This is a genomic window from Legionella israelensis (assembly GCF_004571175.1).
Lineage (GTDB): Bacteria > Pseudomonadota > Gammaproteobacteria > Legionellales > Legionellaceae > Legionella_D > Legionella_D israelensis.
Genome location: NZ_CP038273.1, coordinates 3,106,215 through 3,123,579, shown reverse-complemented (window position 1 = coordinate 3,123,579; position 17,365 = coordinate 3,106,215). Strand labels below are relative to the sequence as shown.

Genomic DNA, 17,365 nt, shown 5'->3' with positions numbered 1-17,365 from the left:
GATTTAATTTTTACTTGTGACTGTCGCAATAAGGCAATAAACCAATAAATCTGGCTCTTTTAATGGCTTTTGCCAACTGACGCTGATATCGAGTCTTTGTGCCAGTAATTCGGCTGGGAACAATTTTACCCGTTTCAGTAATGTAGTTCTTGAGCAAATTAATATCTTTATAATCAATTTCAATGCTGTCCTCAGCACCGAGACGAGACATTTTTTTACGACGAAAATAGGCTGACATAATTATTCCCCTTAAGCTGCTCGAGTGTCTTTATCTTTTTTCATTAACACAGATTCAGTGGTAATGGCTTCTTTTTGATTTGTGATTAAATACCTTATCACTGCATCATTGAACTTAAATGTCGTTTTCAGCTCATTTAAGGTGTCCAGATTACACTCAATATTTAATAAAATATAATGTGCTTTGTGAACATCATTAATGGGATACGCCAATTGTCTTCGACCCAGATCTTCCTTACGATGTATCACTCCGTTTTGCTTAGTGATGATCCCCTCATAACGCTCAATCATTGCTGGCACCTGTTCACTTTGATCCGGGTGCACAAGAAACATAATTTCATAATGTCTCATCATTTCTCCTTATGGATAAAGCCTTCCGCAATATGAACGGTAAGGCAAGGTTTAAAAAACGAACAATGGTAACCGATTCTTCATCAGAAAACAACTCAGTTTCTTCTGAATCAGATGTTCCCTATCTCCTTAAGTGTGGGAATAAAATAACATCACGTATAGAAGCGGAATTGGTAAAAATCATCACAAGCCTGTCAATACCCACGCCTTCACCGGCCGTTGGAGGCATTCCATATTCAAGCGCTTCAATATAGTCACTGTCAAAATGCATGGCTTCAAAATCACCGGCATTTTTTTCTTCTACCTGCTTCAGGAACCGTTCAGCCTGATCCTCAGCATCATTCAACTCCGAGAACCCGTTGGCAATTTCACGTCCAGCAATAAAAAATTCAAACCGATCCGTCACTTCCGGATTGGCATCATTTCGTCTGGCTAAGGGGGACACTTCAGTAGGATAGGCGGTGATGAAGGTAGGTTGAATAAGCAAATGTTCAACCGTTTCTTCAAAAATAATCATCTGTAGCTTACCCAAACCATCCCGTTCTTTATATTCAAGATCGAATTTATCCAATACAGAGCGACAACCTTCAATGGTTTCTAATTGTAAAGAGTTAATATCAGAACGATAATGTATTATCGCCTCTTTAACTGTCATACGCGGAAATGGTTTTGAAAAGTCCAGGATCTCTCCTTGATATTCAATCTTTCTTGTACCTAAAACTTTATCGCACAGATAATGCAATAGTTCTTCAGTCAAATCCATCAGATCATTGTAATCAGCATAAGCCTGATAAAACTCCGCCATGGTAAACTCAGGGTTATGGCGAGTAGAAATGCCTTCATTGCGAAAATTTCGGTTAATTTCATATACACGTTCAAAACCGCCCACCACCAATCGTTTCAAATACAATTCAGGAGCAATACGCAAAAACATTTGCATATCAAGTGTATTATGGTGAGTAACAAAAGGACGAGCAATGGCCCCACCAGGAATAGGATGCATCATAGGTGTTTCCACTTCCAGAAACTGATGTTTATCCATAAATTTTCTGAAAGCCTGAATTAAACGTGAGCGAATTAAAAAGGTATTGCGTGTTTCTTCATTAGCAATCAGATCCACATAACGCTTACGGTACCGCATTTCCTGATCCGCAAGACCATGAAACTTATCTGGTAAAGGCTTTAAGGATTTGGTCAACAGTTCAATGTGATGGGCATGAACAGTAAGCTCACCAGTATTGGTTTTAAATAAAGTCCCTTGAACACCCACAATATCGCCTATATCCCAATGCTTAAATTGTTCATATAATTCGGGAATATCATTCTGACGAACATAAATTTGAATTCGTTCGCTTACATCTTGAATATGAAAAAAACTTGCCTTCCCCATGATTCGCCTTAACACAATACGGCCGGCTACTACTGTTTTAACCTGTTTTTCAGACAAGCTATCTTTCTCTTCTTCACCGTATTTTTCAATTAAATCCAAAGCGTAATTCTTACGGCGAAACTGATTAGGAAACCTAAAGCCCTGTGTACGCAAATCGGCCAGTTTTTTCTTGCGGACCTGATATACTTCACTTTCATCTAAATGCTCTTCTGTCATACTTCTCCTACTCCTGCCTTTAAACTGGCTTCAATAAACTGATCCAGCTCCCCGTCTAAAACAGCCTGGGTATTACTGGTTTCCACACCCGTGCGTAAATCTTTAATTCGAGACTGATCCAGAACATAGGAGCGAATTTGTGATCCCCAGCCAATATCTGATTTATTAGCTTCCAATGCTTGTTGTTCAGCATTTTTTCTTTGCACTTCAATTTCATATAATTTAGCGCGCAACTGCTTCATGGCCTGATCTTTATTTTTATGCTGGCTTCGATCTGTTTGACATTGCACAACGACACCGCTTGGAAGATGTGTGATCCTTACGGCCGAATCTGTACGGTTAACGTGCTGTCCACCAGCGCCTGATGCCCGATAGGTATCAATACGCAAATCAGCCGGGTTGATTTCGATATCAATATCATCATCTACTTCAGGTGAGACAAATACGGCCGCAAAAGAAGTATGACGCCTGTTGCCAGAATCAAAGGGTGATTTGCGCACCAGTCGATGGACACCCGTCTCGGTTCTCAACCAACCATAAGCATATTCACCGCTAAAATGAATTGTGGCGCTTTTAATGCCGGCCACCTCTCCTGCGGAACATTCTATCAGCTCTGTGGTAAAATTGTGTTGCTCACCCCAACGTAAATACATTCTTAATAACATTTCAGCCCAATCCTGAGCTTCTGTTCCGCCAGAACCTGCCTGGATATCAAGATAAGCATTGGAAATATCCATCTTACCTGAAAACATTCGACGAAACTCAAATCCTGCAACCTGTTGTTCGATGCCGCTTAATTCCGAAGCAATATCAGCAATTGTACTTTCATCATTTTCCCCGCGAGCCAATTCAAACAATTCGGTTAAGTCATCAATAGATTGAGTTAAACCCTCTAAAGAATGCACAACCGATTCCAATTGAACCCGTTCACGCCCTAAGGCCTGTGCCTGCTCCGGATGATTCCAGACCTCCGGAGATTCCAGTTCTCGGCTCACTTCTTCTAATCTTTCCTTCTTCTGATCAAAGTTAAAGATACCCCCTTAACGCTTTGATACGCTTATCTAAATCATTCAAACTGAAGTTAATCTGATTAATTTCCAACATATAATACCATCCTCATTCATCATTAAGGCCATATTCTACAGCGAATGAATAAGCCTGACCACAAATGTATTTAATGTATACAGTATGTGTTATAATTATTTTTTTATCTTTTAAATATAGAAAATGCTTGAAACAATTCATACTTTTCTCAGCCATTTAGTGGTTAGCTTTGATCAGATTCTTGTAGATAAATCAAGCTATTTGAATTTCATTCAAGTATATACAACATCGAATCCATTCGAAAAAAATTATCTAATAAGTAAACTCCATCACTCAACCACAATACCCATTATTGAGCTTAAAACTCTTTTTTCTTTGTCCTTTCCTGAATCAAGAGACAATGAAGCTATTAACAAATTAAGCATTCAATTAACAGAAACTCTAATACCCCAAGTAAAACGCTTTAAAAGGCGAGCTCATGCGATATTGCCGAAAATAGATGAGCTTTCACTCTCTGACAACGAATGGCTTCTTTTGACCTGCCAGTTTCAGTCTCATAAAAGAAAATTTTTAAGTTCTGCTTATTTGATAGAACAAATAAGCCAATTAAGAAATATCGACTACGATCAACTAATTATAGAGTTAAAAAAGGAACTGCCACACCGCAGAGCACGAAAAATCACTAAAAATGAGTCAACAAATGACTCAAAACTTCGCCCCAAAAAACGTCGGAAAATCAATGACGATGAACCTAATTGGTTCGTTATGGATTCAGAAACTGATTGCTCTCCCGCTCTCTCTATTCTATTGCAGGAAAAAGGAGTCCGTCAACGGCCTCTTACCCCTGCTACTCCGGTTAAAGGATATTCTAAAGTCTGTAAAACCCCCGAGAAAGGTACTCGTCATTATTGTCTATATGAAAGCAAAGTGAGTTTATTTAAACCTTTGACACCTATCAAAAGTAAAAAAAATCCTAAGGGAATGCTGGATACCAGTTTGAGTAAAAAGTCCAAAATATACAGAGAGTTGCCTATACTGGATTATGAGCGTCCACATCCCATTCATTTTAAAGCAACAAAAACGTCCATTGAAGCCTGTCAGGGGAAAAAAAGGCGTATTAGTCAGAAACAGTTAACACATGCTTCCTGCAGAGAAGTGTTCATTGCCCACGGTGATGATTTTGCTATTGAAATGAGTGGAAACAAATTTCACTGGTCACATTTAATAGCTTATTTTCTAGGAGGAGAACAAAACAAGAAAAATATAGTACCTGCAACTGCTGCTTCCAACTACAATACCCTGGAACTGGTCGAGGAATTTGTAGCAGAAAAATTACGTAACGAAGAGTGCAAGTCAATAGATATTGTTGCCAGTCCAGTATGGACAAATGAAGAATCATTAATTCCTGACGAGCTTGTTTTCAATTTAAGTTGGAAAGAGTCCAACGAGCTTGGAGAAATTCTAAATAAAGAAGAAACCATTTATATTAATCCTCGCTCTCACACGCGAATTACTTCCACAATGCGTCAGAGTATAGAGCTTATTCGAACATTTGATGAATCCATGGAAGAATTTACCTTTAAGAGATAATACCCTGTCATTGAGTCAAAAGTCAGGAATTTTTTGCGGATAACGACCTTGAATGCCGCGATAAAAATCAAGAACTTGCGGGAAATCTTCATTAATATCGCCGGTAGGCCAAAAGGGCTCATTGATAATGATTTCTTTTTTAGCATAATCAAAGCCAACCATCACAATAGGTATCTTTGCTTTATTGGCGATATGATAAAAACCTGTTTTCCAGCGCTTGACAGGGCTGCGTGTGCCTTCGGGGGTAATTCCCAATACAAATTTCTCTTTTTGTTCAAATAATTGTACGGCCTGCTCAACTAAATCTTGTGATTTGCTTCGATCCACAGGTATGCCACCCATAGCTTTTAAAAAAAGATTTAAAGGAAAAAAGAAAAGTTGTTTTTTGGCTAAGAAATGAAACCGATCCCCAACAGCAAACTGAGCGGTCAATCCTACCAGCAAATCCCAGTTGCTGGTATGGGGAGCTACAATAAGAATATATTTATTTAACAAAGGTAATTTTCCCTGAATTTTCCAACCGAACAGATGCAATAACATCTGGCTTAATTTTTGCATTCTTCTTCCTAAAACTATTTGTAAAAATACATTTTTCCTAGAGCGCCGAATGATTTAAATATGTATAAGTTAAATTTGATTATTGATGAATCAAAAATATTAACTTCGTCTCTAGGACCTGTTGCCATTTCGTTTTCATGATATCGCTCAAATGCCTCCGTGCCGCGGTTTATCCGCAGCATCCATGAGATTATGGACCGCGGGCAAGTCGCGGTAAGTAGAGACTATAGAGCAATTGTCAACAGGTCTAAAAATGTTCGGCACTTCCTTTTTCCCAATGCACTCTGTAACAGTCAGGTATGTTATCAGTAAGTAACTGCCCTGGCTCCAGATATACATAAATTTCATTGAAAGCCTTTACACAGTCAGTGCTGACACGACGCATTATATAATTGGGCTGGAGTTCTGTCGGGTTAGTCAGTCCCATGGCCCCTACAATTTCTAAAAAACTTTTCATGGTATTATGATGAAAATTGGCGGCACGAAATTTTTTCTCATCGATCACCAATCCACGTTGCAGGCGTTTATTTTGTGTCGCCACTCCTGTGGGACAGGTATTGGCATTGCATTGCTTGGATTGAATACAACCTACTGCCAGCATCATTGCACGGGCAGCGTTACACATATCTGCACCTATTGCAATCTTTTCTACCATATCAAAGCCGGTTGATACCTTACCGCTGGCAATAACTCTAATTTTATCACGAACATTAATACCCACGAGAGCATTATGAACAAAAACCAATGCTGATTCCAATGGAACGCCAATATGATTGGTAAATTCCAAAGGCGCAGCTCCCGTTCCTCCCTCAGCGCCATCCACAGTAATAAAGTCCGGTAAAATATTGGTTTCCACCATTGCTTTGCAAATACTCATAAACTCGGATCGCCTTCCCAGGCACAATTTAAAACCTACTGGTTTACCCCCAGACAAATCACGCAATCGCTGCACAAATTCCAATAAACCTTTTGGTGTGCTAAAAGTTGAGTGCGCAGGAGGAGAAATCACATCATAGCCTATGGGAACTTTCCGTACCCTGGCAATTTCATCTGTCAGTTTAACGGCTGGTAAAATACCGCCATGAGAAGGTTTGGCGCCCTGAGAGATTTTAATCTCTATCATTTTAACTTCTTCCCTACAGGCTTCAATTTTAAACTCTTCTTCACTGAAATTGCCATTTTCATCCCGACAACCAAAATAGGCTGTACCGATCTGAAAAATAACATCGCCGCCTTGCAAATGATAAGGACTTAACCCCCCCTCACCGGTGTTATGAGCAAAGTTGCCAATTTTAGCTGCTTTATTTAAAGCCATAATGGCGTTAGGGGATAAAGAACCAAAACTCATAGCAGAAATATTTAATCTGGAAGCGCTGTAAGGCTTCTTACAATCAGAACCACCGACTGTAATACGAGGCATAACCTCAGATACGTGTTTTGGAGCGAGGGAATGCAAAACCCAGGTATAACCCACCGCTAAAATATCTAAGTCAGTACCAAAAGGAATCGTATCGCGAACAGATTTTGCCCGCTGATAAATCAATGATCGTTTTTCACGATTATAAGGTCGTTCTTCTTCATCATTGGCAATAAAATATTGCTGAATCTCTGGACGAAAAAACTCCAAAAGAAAACGTATATGCCCAAGTACAGGAAAATTACGTAAGATGGTGTGTTTTTTCTGCATCACATCATAAATTCCGACAACAGCCAATGGAATAGCCAAAGCCAGAAACCAAATGGCATCATGTAACATCACCAGAATTAAAAATATAGCTAATAAAACTATCCCAAAGCCAATATACCATTGACGGTGCATGATATTCTTCCAAATAAAAATGAGTTTACCAGGATGTTAGACTCTCTCTGCATGTAAATTTGAATTTTTATAACGAATTGCATGAACTACAAAGAATAAGTACCTCTGAATCGCCACAGGGATTGTAAGTCAAGCATCAGGCAATATATAACTAACTCATATTACGCAGCTTCGTCTTTTTTGCCTCTTGGACGCATTTTGGAATTTCAAATGCTCATTTACTCTATGTAAACTGCGTTTTAAAATTCCAAAATGCGTCCAAATCTTCTAAAAAATACTGTGCCGCGTAACATGAGTAATTAAAAAAGATATATGCCATATATAATAATTTAGCAACTGTGATTGATAAGTCAATGAAAATTCAACGAGATATATCAGGAATAGCCCAAAAAACCTGGTGTCTAGGCAACATTAATATTGACAGGCACTAGTCAGGAAATCTCGATTTAATCCGCAGTATTGCTTGAGTATGAATTTGCGACACTCTGGATTCGCTCACGTCAAGAATTTCGCCAATTTCTTTTAGATTTAAATCATGTTCATAATACAAAGACAAAACCAAACCTTCTTTAGGGGGCAGGCCAGCTATAATCTGAGCTAATTGACTTTTAATGTCATTCCTCAAAACATTCAGGAAGGGTTCTGTAGAATCAAGGTCCGTTTCTGTTTTTATAGCTTCGTCCGTAACTCCCAGTTCCTCAAAGCCATAGACATGACTGCCAACTGAATCTTGTAACATATTATGATATTCATCTAGACTGATGCCAAGCTCCTCAGCTACTTCTGTATCTTTGGCATCGCGGCCAAGTCGATTTTCTATTTGTTTAACTGCTTCGGAAATCATACGAGCATTACGATACACTGAACGTGGCACCCAATCGTTTCGCCTGACCTCATCAATCATCTGACCGCGTATACGGATACTTGCATAGGTCTCGAAAGACGCGCCCTTAGTAGCATCATAATTTTTTGCCGCTTCAAGTAAACCCAACATTCCAGCCTGGATTAAATCATCCAGAAGAATCGATTGAGGCAATCGTCCCAGCAAATGGTAAGCTATGCGTTTCACCAGTAAAGCATGATGCTTTACAAGAGACTCCTGAGTTTGTTGTTTTATTTTATATGCTGCCAAAGCATCCACGACCCTCTCCTTAGCTCCGTGCTTTTTTCACTCGTATCACACAGCTGTATCTTTGGGCGCATTTTGGAATTTTAAATGCTCATTACTCCATGTAAACTGCGCTTTAAACTCCAAAATGCATCCATGCCAGCTAAAAAATACTGCTTAATATGAGTTTTTCAGCAAATCATCTCAAAAGCCATTAAAAATGAAAAAAATGAAGTTTCTTCATTTAAAAAACGCGCAGTTATCATTTTTATATTTTAATTTTAGACGACTTTTCAGATTCTGGGTACTTGCTAATTTCGCGCCAGTTCAGCACATAAATAATACCGTTTTCTTACATCAAACTCATTTACTGGCTACAAGCCTATCCAGAAAGAAGCGAGTGTTTCCACCCAAAGTGACCTGGAGCGGCCAGGCTTCAACCGCATCGGCCAGATCCCTTAAAGCTGAGGAAGCTGCGGAATCTGGATAAGCCAGTAATATAGGCTCTTGTTTTTTAATGGCCTCATGAACTCGCTCATCAAAAGGTATTGAGCCTAAATAGTTCAGCTTTACCTCAAGAAATTGCTCGCATACATCATATAACCTGTTATACAAATGATATGCATCTCTTTCCTGCCGTACCATATTGGCCAATATATGAAAGTGCGTCACCCCGTAATACTTACTCAATACTTTCATTAAAGCATACGCATCAGTCAGAGACGTCGGTTCATCGCAAAGCACGATGATAACTTCCTGAGAAGAACGAGTGAAACTTAAAACAGTATCAGATATACCTGCAGCGGTATCAATGATCATGTAATCCAAATCATCCATCAACTCATTAAAGGCATCAATAATACCGGCATGCTCAGAAGGACTTAAACGTGTCATGGCCGCTGTGCCTGAGGCTGCCGGTATAACGCTGATGTTCGCAGGCCCTGGTAAAATAATTTCACTTAAGTGGCATTTTCCTTCTATGACGTGGGACAGATTATACTTGCTATGCAAGCCAAGCATGATATCCACGTTAGCAAGGCCTAAATCTGCATCCAGCAACAACACAGCTTTTTTCTTCTGTGCCAATGCAATTGCCAGGTTCACCGATACATTCGTTTTTCCAACGCCTCCTTTCCCTGCGGTTACAGCTATCACCATAACCGGCTTAGTTTGGACAAAACGGCTATATTCATTATCCTGGGTATTTATTTTTTGATCTTTTGGCATAAAAAATATCTCTGTCCTTATGATTGCTAATCTTTTATCTGCTCAGCTTTCTGCCTAATATATTTTAGAAGTACGCTTGGTGTCCCATCTGTCAACAAAAGCTCACCATAAGCAAATAAAACACCATTAACCAAGACATGCACAGGTTTATTGAACAATTCATCAAGTTTAACTACATCACCTTGATCTAATTGTAAAATATCCTGCATCCTCATCTCAGTACCTGCTGCTTTGATCGTAATGGGAACAGAACTTTTCGACAGCCATTCCTGTTTTTTTACATCTTTGCCAGATATTTTTTTTTGAAATGAATTTCTATATTTTTCTGGCTTTTTATTTTCCTTAACTGAAAAATTATTTGACTTTACTGGGCGAAGTAAAGCATCAATTTCATCCTGGGTGAGTATATCTTTGCTATTCATGGTTGATTTTTATTCCAACATTTAACATACTTTTTTTGATGCAAATGACATGCCAGATCTGAGATAAACTTACCCCTGAAATTATATGGACTGGTTAAGTATTGATTTATTAGCTTATGTTACGCAGCTTCGTCTTTTTTGTATCTTTGGACGCATTTTGGAATTTCAAATGCTCATTTACTCCATCCATGTAAACTGCGCTTTAAAATTCCAAAATGCGTCCAAGTCTTCTAAAAAATACTGTGCTGCGTAACATAAGTTATTGAGTCAAATTATTGACGTCAAGTTGGCCGCCAAATTTTTCCCGGCATTTGTCCTTAGCCATTTTTCTACATTTATCAGGACAATCCCGCTCTTCCGACGTCAGACATACTGAGGAAATACAATTATCCTGATATTGTTCAACACAAATCGTTTCATCATATTGCTCTGCTCCTAATATCGTTGTGGGAAGATTTGCAGCGTAAATAGTAGCAGTGAATAGCATTAGAACTGAAAAAAACACTAAGGGGCTAATAAAAAGAGTCATTTTGCTCTCCTTGTAAATTTATCCATATTACTAGCAGTATAGCCAAAGAATATGGCAGAATCTCAATCTTTAATCATTTTAAAGGACTGAAATGCGTAGCCAGAAACGCAGTTTCACAAGCTTTAGCAAGGCAACTCAATCACAAGGCCGAGGCCTCAGACCAGAAAGAGAAGATCAACTTGAGTCATGTTTTGACAAGAGAAGTGAGCATGGTTTTTTAGCCCGAGGCCAAGGCTTAAGTTATAATGATTGTTGCTTAAATAATCAGGGTTATCTTATAGAAACCAACCGCTTAAATCACTTTTTAAGTTTTGACACCGACACAGGGCTTGTCGTTTGTCAAGCTGCTGTCAGTTTTGCTGATTTATTTTCACTCCATCCTGGATTTATTCCCCCAGTTATTCCCGGAACAGTGCACGTAACTCTTGCAGGCGGCATAGCTAATGATGTTCATGGTAAAAATAATCCAGTTGCCGGTTGCTTTTCGGATCATGTAGAGTGGTTTAACCTTCAAACCGGCCATCAATCAAGACGTTGCAGTCGTGAAGAAAATTCTGAATTATTCTTTGCCACCATCGCAGGACTCGGATTAACAGGTATCATTACTCGCATCGGCGTAAAATTACGTCCTGGCTCACAATATGTGAATGTAAATAAAACCTCTTTTACCGAGCTTCCTTTCCTTCTTGAGCAAATGATAGAAGATAAAACACGGGTGGATTATCAGGCTGCGTGGGTTGATTTACTCAATACACCGCGTGCTTTGCTTTTCCAGGCTCAGGAAACACAGGATACATGCGAAGATAAGTTTAAAACCTTTTCCCTGCCCAAACTGCCGGTTCGACTTATCTACCCTTGGTTTATGAAACAATTCAACTGCTGGTATTTCAAAAGAAAAATCAAAAGAACATGCCAGACAGTAATTGAATACAATAATCCTCTTGATAAAATCAAACACTGGAACAGACTTTACGGTCAAAAAGGGTTTATTCAATTTCAAGGTGTATTTGATGAAAAAGATGCCTATAAAACCATCCAGCATCTATTGGAAATTATCCGTACCCATAAAGCCACCCCTACCCTTGCAGTTTTAAAATTACTGGATCGCCATGGCTCTGGACTATTATCCTTTTGTCAGCCTGGATTTACTTTGGCGATTGATTTCATTCATGATCAGTCAGCCAGAAATGCCATAACAGCGATGAATCAATTTTTATGCGATACTGGTGGAAAGGTTTATCTAGCTAAGGATTTATTATTAAATCCGGAGCAATTTCAACACATGTATCCGAAACATGAAGAGTTTTCCAACATTCTGAAAGAATATCGAAGTCCCATGCAATCCGATCTGGGAAGGCGTTTGGGAATTTTAAAGTGAGCCACCATAATGAAAAAACGTCAATGGATTATACTTGGAGCTACTTCTATTATTGCACAGAAGTTTGCTCATATTGCCGCACAGGAAAAACAGGCACTTCTTCTCATTGGTCGCAAGGAAAACCAATTGCAGATCATTGCCTCTGACATTCAATTACGTTACAAGATTCCTTGTGATATTTTAGTTCTTGATTTAAGCTCGGATATCGATCTTTTGCTTCACCTTTTGGAGAATGGCAAAAAAGAGTTTGATTTATTCATAGCTCATAGTGAAATAGATAATAACGATAATTTGACACCTGCCATCATTGAGCGAATGTTGAAAACCAATGTTTTAAGTACCTGTCAAATTATCCATAGTTATCTTAGTCGCCGTCAAAAAAAACACCGATTAATTTTTCTCAGCTCTGTAGCTGCTCATCGAGGTCGTATGAAAAACAGCCTCTATGGGGGAAGTAAAGCTGCGATAGAAGTCTATTTGGAAGGACTGCAACAGGGGGCAAAACCAAATCAATTCATCACCATTATCAGACTTGGGTTTATTGATACCCGACAAACCTATGGTCAGAAAGGTGTTTTTTATGCGGCAAAACCTGAAAATTGCGCAAAGGCTTGCTGGAAGGCCATGAATGCAGGCAAGAAATTCATTTATTATCCTCATTTCTGGCGGCTAATTATGACCATTATAGGAGGTCTTCCATTCTTTCTTTACCAAAGAATGAGAAAAATATGAATCGCAAGTGCTCAGGACTGAGCACTTGCCCCTTACCAATAAATAGCCCATACAAAGATCTTACCTATCCTATCTGCCTATCGAAAAATTTTTATTGTAGGGAATACAGGTTTAATTAAACCAAAAAATTGCAAAATATACACAATTAAAAGAATAACAACCAATATATTTAACAAACTTTTTATTGCCGGCGGCATCGGAATATAGGCATTAATCAACCACATCACGACCCCCACAATAACGATCAAGGCGATCAAATTAAGTAATTCAGCCATAGTTCGCTCCTTTTTAATGATCCGTCATTAAAAGCATAGCATTATAACTGTATAAAAATATAAACAACTGGAAACCAAAGCATTTTATCGAGACAAACCATTCAATGAGACGTCGCAATTTCCTAAAATTAGCAGCAAAGAGGCTATCATGAAAACAGCACTCAAACTTTCTGTTTTCCTTTAACCATGGATTTTATCTGTGCAAGTCGTATCTCAAGATCCTCAGGAACAGGTCCCCCTCCCTGCGCCATATCATCGCGCCCCCCGCCTTTACCGCAAAGATGTCTGACGAAATGAGCAGCGCTCGGCACCTGTCCCAAAACAGCTTTATTAATACCAGCAATAACATTGATTTTAGAATCATCAATGGAATATAAGATAATGACCGAAGAAGCCAGCTTAGACTTTAATTGATCAAGCAGAGCTCTCATTGCCTTCATGTCCATACCTTCCATATGTTTTACCAGTAATTCAATACCCTCTATTTTCTCTATTTCAGCCGTCAGATCTTCTCCGGATTTATGCGCTATTTTTTCTCTCAACTGAGATATTTCTTTTTCCATACGTTTATTGCTCTGAATAAGCTGAGTGACTTTCTGATGAGCTTGTGATGGCGATGTTTTCAACGAGCTGGCAATGTCTTCCAATACATCCTGCTGCTGATCGAACCATTGTAAGGCATAGCGGCCCGTTACCATTTCCAACCGTCTTATGCCGCTGGCAATACCGTACTCACTAATGATTTTAAAAAGCCCAATATCCCCTGTACGTCTTGCATGTGTACCGCCGCACAATTCCTTGGAAAATTCCCCCATGGTCAATACCCGCACTTCATCGCTGTATTTCTCACCAAATAAAGCTACCGCTCCGCTTTGTTTTGCATCCTCAATCTTCATGATTTCTGTTTGTACTTCTTCGTTATCGCGAATTTTCTCATTGACCAGATCTTCAATAGCACGAATTTGGCTCTTCGATAAGGTTTCAAAATGAGAAAAATCAAAGCGTGCCCGCTCAGCATCCACCAGTGAACCCTTTTGCTGTATATGTGGCCCAAGTATGTTTTTTAATGCGGCATGAAGTAAATGGGTTGCTGTATGATTTAATCGAATGGCATTACGCCGCTCGCTGTCTACTTGCGCATAAACATCCTGATGAAGCGTTAATTCACCTTCTACTACTTCTCCATGATGAACAATGGCCTGTCCTATATGTTGTGTATCTTCTACTCTAAAAGTCATATGATCATTGGAAATGTATCCCTTATCTCCTACCTGACCACCACTTTCAGCATAAAAAGGTGTGTGATCAAGAACAACGGCACCCTTACTGTTTTTGGGTAACTTATCGATGATTTTTCCATCAACAAGCAATGCGATAATTTTGGAGTGCAGGCTTTCTTTCTCATAACCATGAAAGGTTGAATCCTTCTCCAATTGAGGCGACTGGGAATAATCTACGTTAAACTGGCTTGCTGATTGAGACATCTTCCGTTGCTGCTGCATGCATTCGTTAAAGCCTTCCATATCAACTTCAAGACCCTGCTCACGTGCGATATCTGCCGTTAAATCAACTGGGAAACCATAAGTATCGTATAATTTAAAGGCCAACTGGCCTGGAATTTTTTTCCCGGAAAGCTCTTCAATTCCTTCCTGTAATAAACGCAAGCCTTGATCCAGAGTTCTATTAAACTGATTTTCTTCCTGATCCAAAATCCGCACAATCTGTGCTTTGTGCGTATTTAATTCAGGATAGGCATCCCCCATCACCTCGATTAAAGGCTCTAGCAACTGACTAAAAAAAGGAGAGGATATGCCCAGTTTATGACCATGACGAATCGCACGCCGGATAATACGTCTCAAGACATAACCTCGGCCCTCATTGCCTGGTATCACACCATCACAAATCAAAAAGGCACAAGCACGGATATGATCAGCAATGACTTTTAATGAAGGGTGCTCTAGGGAAACGCCGGGAGCTAAACGAGCAATGAACCTAATAATATGCTGGAACAAATCAATATGATAGTTATTGTGCACACCCTGTACAACTGCAGCAATACGCTCAAGCCCCATTCCGGTATCCACCGATGGTTTAGGTAAAGGATGCAGTTTACCTTCTTTATCCCGATTATATTGCATAAAAACCAGATTCCAGATTTCTATATAACGATCTCCATCTTCATCTTCACTCCCTGGAGGGCCGCCAGGTATCTCAGGCCCATGATCATAAAAAATTTCCGTGCAAGGACCACAGGGGCCTGTATCGCCCATGGACCAGAAATTATCTTTCTCGCCGCAACGGGAAAAACGTTCTGGAGAAACACCCATTTCCTTTAACCAAAGCTCGGCTGCCTCATCATCATCTTGATAAACCGTGACCCATAATCGCTCGGGTGGCAGCTTTAAAATCTTGGTTAAAAATTCCCAGGCATATTGAATGGCTTCTCGTTTAAAATAGTCGCCAAAACTGAAATTACCCAGCATTTCAAAAAAGGTATGGTGTCTTGCCGTATAGCCTACATTCTCCAAATCATTATGTTTTCCACCGGCACGTAAACAACGCTGGGAACTCACCGCACGCTTATAAGACTTTGACTCCAGACCTAAAAAAACCTCTTTAAACTGCACCATACCGGCATTAGTGAATAACAAGGTAGGATCATTTACGGGAACCAGGGAGCTGGAAGGCACTACCTGGTGTCCATGTTTTACAAAAAAATCAAAAAAGGCTTGTCTAATTTCAGAACTTTTCATAATGGCAACTTTCTAACTTATAAATATCAGGCTAAAAATCTAACTGGTCGGCTTAACTTCACAAACCACCTGTTGAATAATATCTGAAGGAAATCCACGGTAAAGCAAAAATCGCTTCATTTTTTGCAATTGAACAAAATCAAGTTCAATATCCTTGTTTTTTTTATACCAGACTTTCAGAGCACAGCCTAACCAATCCATCTCTTCATCAAGCAAAAGATCGTCAAGCAGCTCAGAGTCAACCTGCTTCGACTGCAATTCCTGCTTAATTTTTTGCGGGCCATATCCCTGACGCATTCTTAAATTCAAGACAGCTTCAATAAAACGCTTTTCATTTTGTAAACCCAAGTGCTGGCATTTAGCAAGTGCATCATCTGCCTCTTCTCGAGTATAGCCTTTCTGCATCAATTTATGGATTAACTCTTGTGCACCATGCTCACGCCTGGCTAACAGGCGCGCTGCATTATCAAAAGCCTTAATCATCCACTAACTCTGCGGACTCCTGAACAGTGGAAAGGGGTTTGGTCAGGAGTTGTTCGCGGATTTTCTGTTCAATGGTTGCCGTTATCTGCGGGTTCTCCTTAAGATAAACACGTACATTTTCCTTGCCCTGCCCAATTTTTTCCTGATTATAACTGTACCAGGCCCCGGCCTTTTCAATTAGGTTCAATTGTACACCTAAATTAATAATTTCACTCTCCCGGGAAATTCCTTCATTATAAAGAATATCAAAATCAGTGGTTTTGAAAGGAGGAGCCACTTTATTTTTCACCACTTTCACTCGCGTTTCATTACCATAAATTTCTTCGCCTTTTTTAATGGAGCCTGTTCGACGGATATCCAAACGTACGGAAGCATAAAATTTAAGTGCATTACCTCCCGTCGTGGTTTCAGGATTTCCAAACATTACACCAATTTTCATACGAATCTGGTTGATAAATACAACCAAAGTATTTGAGCGTTTAATATTTGCGGTCAGTTTGCGCAGAGCCTGAGACATTAAGCGTGCCTGCAAACCCACGTGAGCATCTCCCATTTCTCCTTCAATCTCGGCTTTGGGTGTCAAGGCGGCTACTGAATCAACGATCACCACATCCACAGCAGAAGAACGTACAAGCATATCGGTAATTTCCAAAGCCTGCTCTCCGGTGTCTGGCTGCGATACTAACAAATCATCTACATTCACACCAAGTTTTGCTGCATAACTAGGGTCCAGCGCATGCTCAGCATCCACAAAAGCAGCGGTACCCCCTTTCTTCTGACATTCTGCGATAACCTGCAAGGTTAACGTGGTTTTTCCTGAAGATTCAGGACCATAAATCTCAACGACTCTTCCTCTTGGCAATCCACCTATACCGAGAGCAATATCCAGACCTAGCGAGCCGGTAGAAATGGCTTCAATATCGCGACTGACCGTGCTGTCTCCCATACGCATCACAGAGCCTTTACCGAATTGTCGTTCTATTTGTGCGAGTGCGGCAGTTAAAGCTTTTTGTTTATTCTCTTCCATCATTTCAACCCAATCTGTTTTAATAAGAACAAAAAATTATCCCACAGATACAGGCAGGCAGCAAATTGAATTTATATAGTCTGCGACTTATGAAAAAAGCCAAGATCAAGGCATAAAATGTTTTCAGAAAAAGGGATATTTATACGAAATAAACGATTGAATTTAAAAATTTTTTTATAACCCCAGTTCGGAGTTTTATAAAAAAAGATTGGGTTTCGTAAGTTAG

General features: G+C 39.6%; 17 protein-coding genes. 3 read left to right on the top strand and 14 right to left on the bottom strand.

Going from position 1 to position 17,365, the window contains the following annotated elements; genetic code table 11:
* Positions 1–10: 10 nt before the first annotated feature.
* The 4 genes from rpsR to prfB all read right to left on the bottom strand — a co-directional run bounded on the left by rpsR (position 11) and on the right by prfB (position 3,298).
* Complete coding sequence (gene rpsR / locus E4T55_RS14440) at positions 11–238, bottom strand: 30S ribosomal protein S18 (protein ID WP_058501718.1); 228 nt, start codon at positions 236–238, stop codon at positions 11–13.
* 11 nt (positions 239–249) lie between these two features.
* Complete coding sequence (gene rpsF / locus E4T55_RS14435; protein WP_058501719.1) at positions 250–588, bottom strand: 30S ribosomal protein S6; 339 nt, start codon at positions 586–588, stop codon at positions 250–252.
* A gap of 121 nt (positions 589–709) precedes the next feature.
* Positions 710–2,194, bottom strand: coding sequence for a lysine--tRNA ligase (lysS, locus tag E4T55_RS14430; protein ID WP_058501720.1), 1,485 nt, complete (start codon positions 2,192–2,194; stop codon positions 710–712).
* A protein-coding gene (gene prfB / locus E4T55_RS14425; RefSeq protein ID WP_115325233.1) for a peptide chain release factor 2 occupies positions 2,191–3,298 on the bottom strand; the annotation gives its coding sequence in 2 pieces (ribosomal slippage) (positions 2,191–3,222 and positions 3,224–3,298; 1,107 coding nt in all). The genes lysS and prfB overlap by 4 nt, the downstream gene beginning before the upstream one ends.
* 123 nt (positions 3,299–3,421) lie before the next feature.
* Here prfB and E4T55_RS14420 point away from each other — a divergent pair.
* On the top strand, positions 3,422–4,828 hold the full coding sequence (locus tag E4T55_RS14420; RefSeq protein WP_058501721.1) for a DNA/RNA non-specific endonuclease: 1,407 nt from the start codon (positions 3,422–3,424) through the stop codon (positions 4,826–4,828).
* A gap of 15 nt (positions 4,829–4,843) precedes the next feature.
* Here E4T55_RS14420 and E4T55_RS14415 read toward each other — a convergent pair whose 3' ends face one another.
* The 6 genes from E4T55_RS14415 to E4T55_RS14390 all read right to left on the bottom strand — a co-directional run bounded on the left by E4T55_RS14415 (position 4,844) and on the right by E4T55_RS14390 (position 10,491).
* Complete coding sequence (locus E4T55_RS14415) at positions 4,844–5,386, bottom strand: lysophospholipid acyltransferase family protein (RefSeq protein ID WP_058501722.1); 543 nt, start codon at positions 5,384–5,386, stop codon at positions 4,844–4,846.
* Positions 5,387–5,633: 247 nt separating this feature from the next.
* The gene (locus E4T55_RS14410; RefSeq protein ID WP_058501723.1) at positions 5,634–7,205 is read right to left on the bottom strand and encodes an FMN-binding glutamate synthase family protein; all 1,572 of its coding nucleotides are present in this window, start codon (positions 7,203–7,205) and stop codon (positions 5,634–5,636) included.
* A 427-nt stretch (positions 7,206–7,632) separates the two neighbouring features.
* A complete protein-coding gene (locus E4T55_RS14405; protein ID WP_058501724.1) occupies positions 7,633–8,346 on the bottom strand; it encodes an RNA polymerase sigma factor FliA in 714 nt (237 codons plus the stop codon).
* 330 nt (positions 8,347–8,676) lie between these two features.
* Positions 8,677–9,540 carry a MinD/ParA family protein gene (locus E4T55_RS14400; protein WP_058501725.1) on the bottom strand — a complete coding sequence of 288 codons (864 nt, stop codon included), beginning with the start codon at positions 9,538–9,540 and terminating at the stop codon, positions 8,677–8,679.
* 26 nt (positions 9,541–9,566) lie between these two features.
* Positions 9,567–9,962, bottom strand: a complete 396-nt coding sequence (locus E4T55_RS14395) for a FliM/FliN family flagellar motor switch protein (protein WP_058501726.1) — start codon at positions 9,960–9,962, stop codon at positions 9,567–9,569.
* A gap of 259 nt (positions 9,963–10,221) precedes the next feature.
* Positions 10,222–10,491, bottom strand: a complete 270-nt coding sequence (locus tag E4T55_RS14390; protein ID WP_058501727.1) for a hypothetical protein — start codon at positions 10,489–10,491, stop codon at positions 10,222–10,224.
* Between the two features lie 91 nt (positions 10,492–10,582).
* Here E4T55_RS14390 and E4T55_RS14385 point away from each other — a divergent pair, with 91 nt between their 5' ends.
* Complete coding sequence (locus tag E4T55_RS14385) at positions 10,583–11,869, top strand: FAD-binding protein (RefSeq protein WP_058501728.1); 1,287 nt, start codon at positions 10,583–10,585, stop codon at positions 11,867–11,869.
* Positions 11,870–11,878: 9 nt separating this feature from the next.
* Positions 11,879–12,601: an SDR family NAD(P)-dependent oxidoreductase gene (locus E4T55_RS14380; protein ID WP_058501729.1), complete on the top strand. Its 723-nt coding sequence runs from the start codon at positions 11,879–11,881 to the stop codon at positions 12,599–12,601.
* 77 nt (positions 12,602–12,678) lie between these two features.
* Here E4T55_RS14380 and E4T55_RS14375 read toward each other — a convergent pair whose 3' ends face one another.
* From E4T55_RS14375 to recA, 4 genes are all read right to left on the bottom strand, one after another.
* The gene (locus E4T55_RS14375; RefSeq protein WP_058501730.1) at positions 12,679–12,876 is read right to left on the bottom strand and encodes a Thivi_2564 family membrane protein; all 198 of its coding nucleotides are present in this window, start codon (positions 12,874–12,876) and stop codon (positions 12,679–12,681) included.
* Positions 12,877–13,037: 161 nt separating this feature from the next.
* Positions 13,038–15,629 carry an alanine--tRNA ligase gene (alaS, locus tag E4T55_RS14370; RefSeq protein ID WP_058501731.1) on the bottom strand — a complete coding sequence of 864 codons (2,592 nt, stop codon included), beginning with the start codon at positions 15,627–15,629 and terminating at the stop codon, positions 13,038–13,040.
* A gap of 39 nt (positions 15,630–15,668) precedes the next feature.
* The gene (gene recX, locus E4T55_RS14365) at positions 15,669–16,112 is read right to left on the bottom strand and encodes a recombination regulator RecX (protein WP_058501732.1); all 444 of its coding nucleotides are present in this window, start codon (positions 16,110–16,112) and stop codon (positions 15,669–15,671) included.
* On the bottom strand, positions 16,105–17,139 hold the full coding sequence (gene recA, locus E4T55_RS14360; RefSeq protein ID WP_058501767.1) for a recombinase RecA: 1,035 nt from the start codon (positions 17,137–17,139) through the stop codon (positions 16,105–16,107). Before recA ends, recX begins: the two co-directional genes overlap by 8 nt.
* Positions 17,140–17,365: the final 226 nt, after the last annotated feature.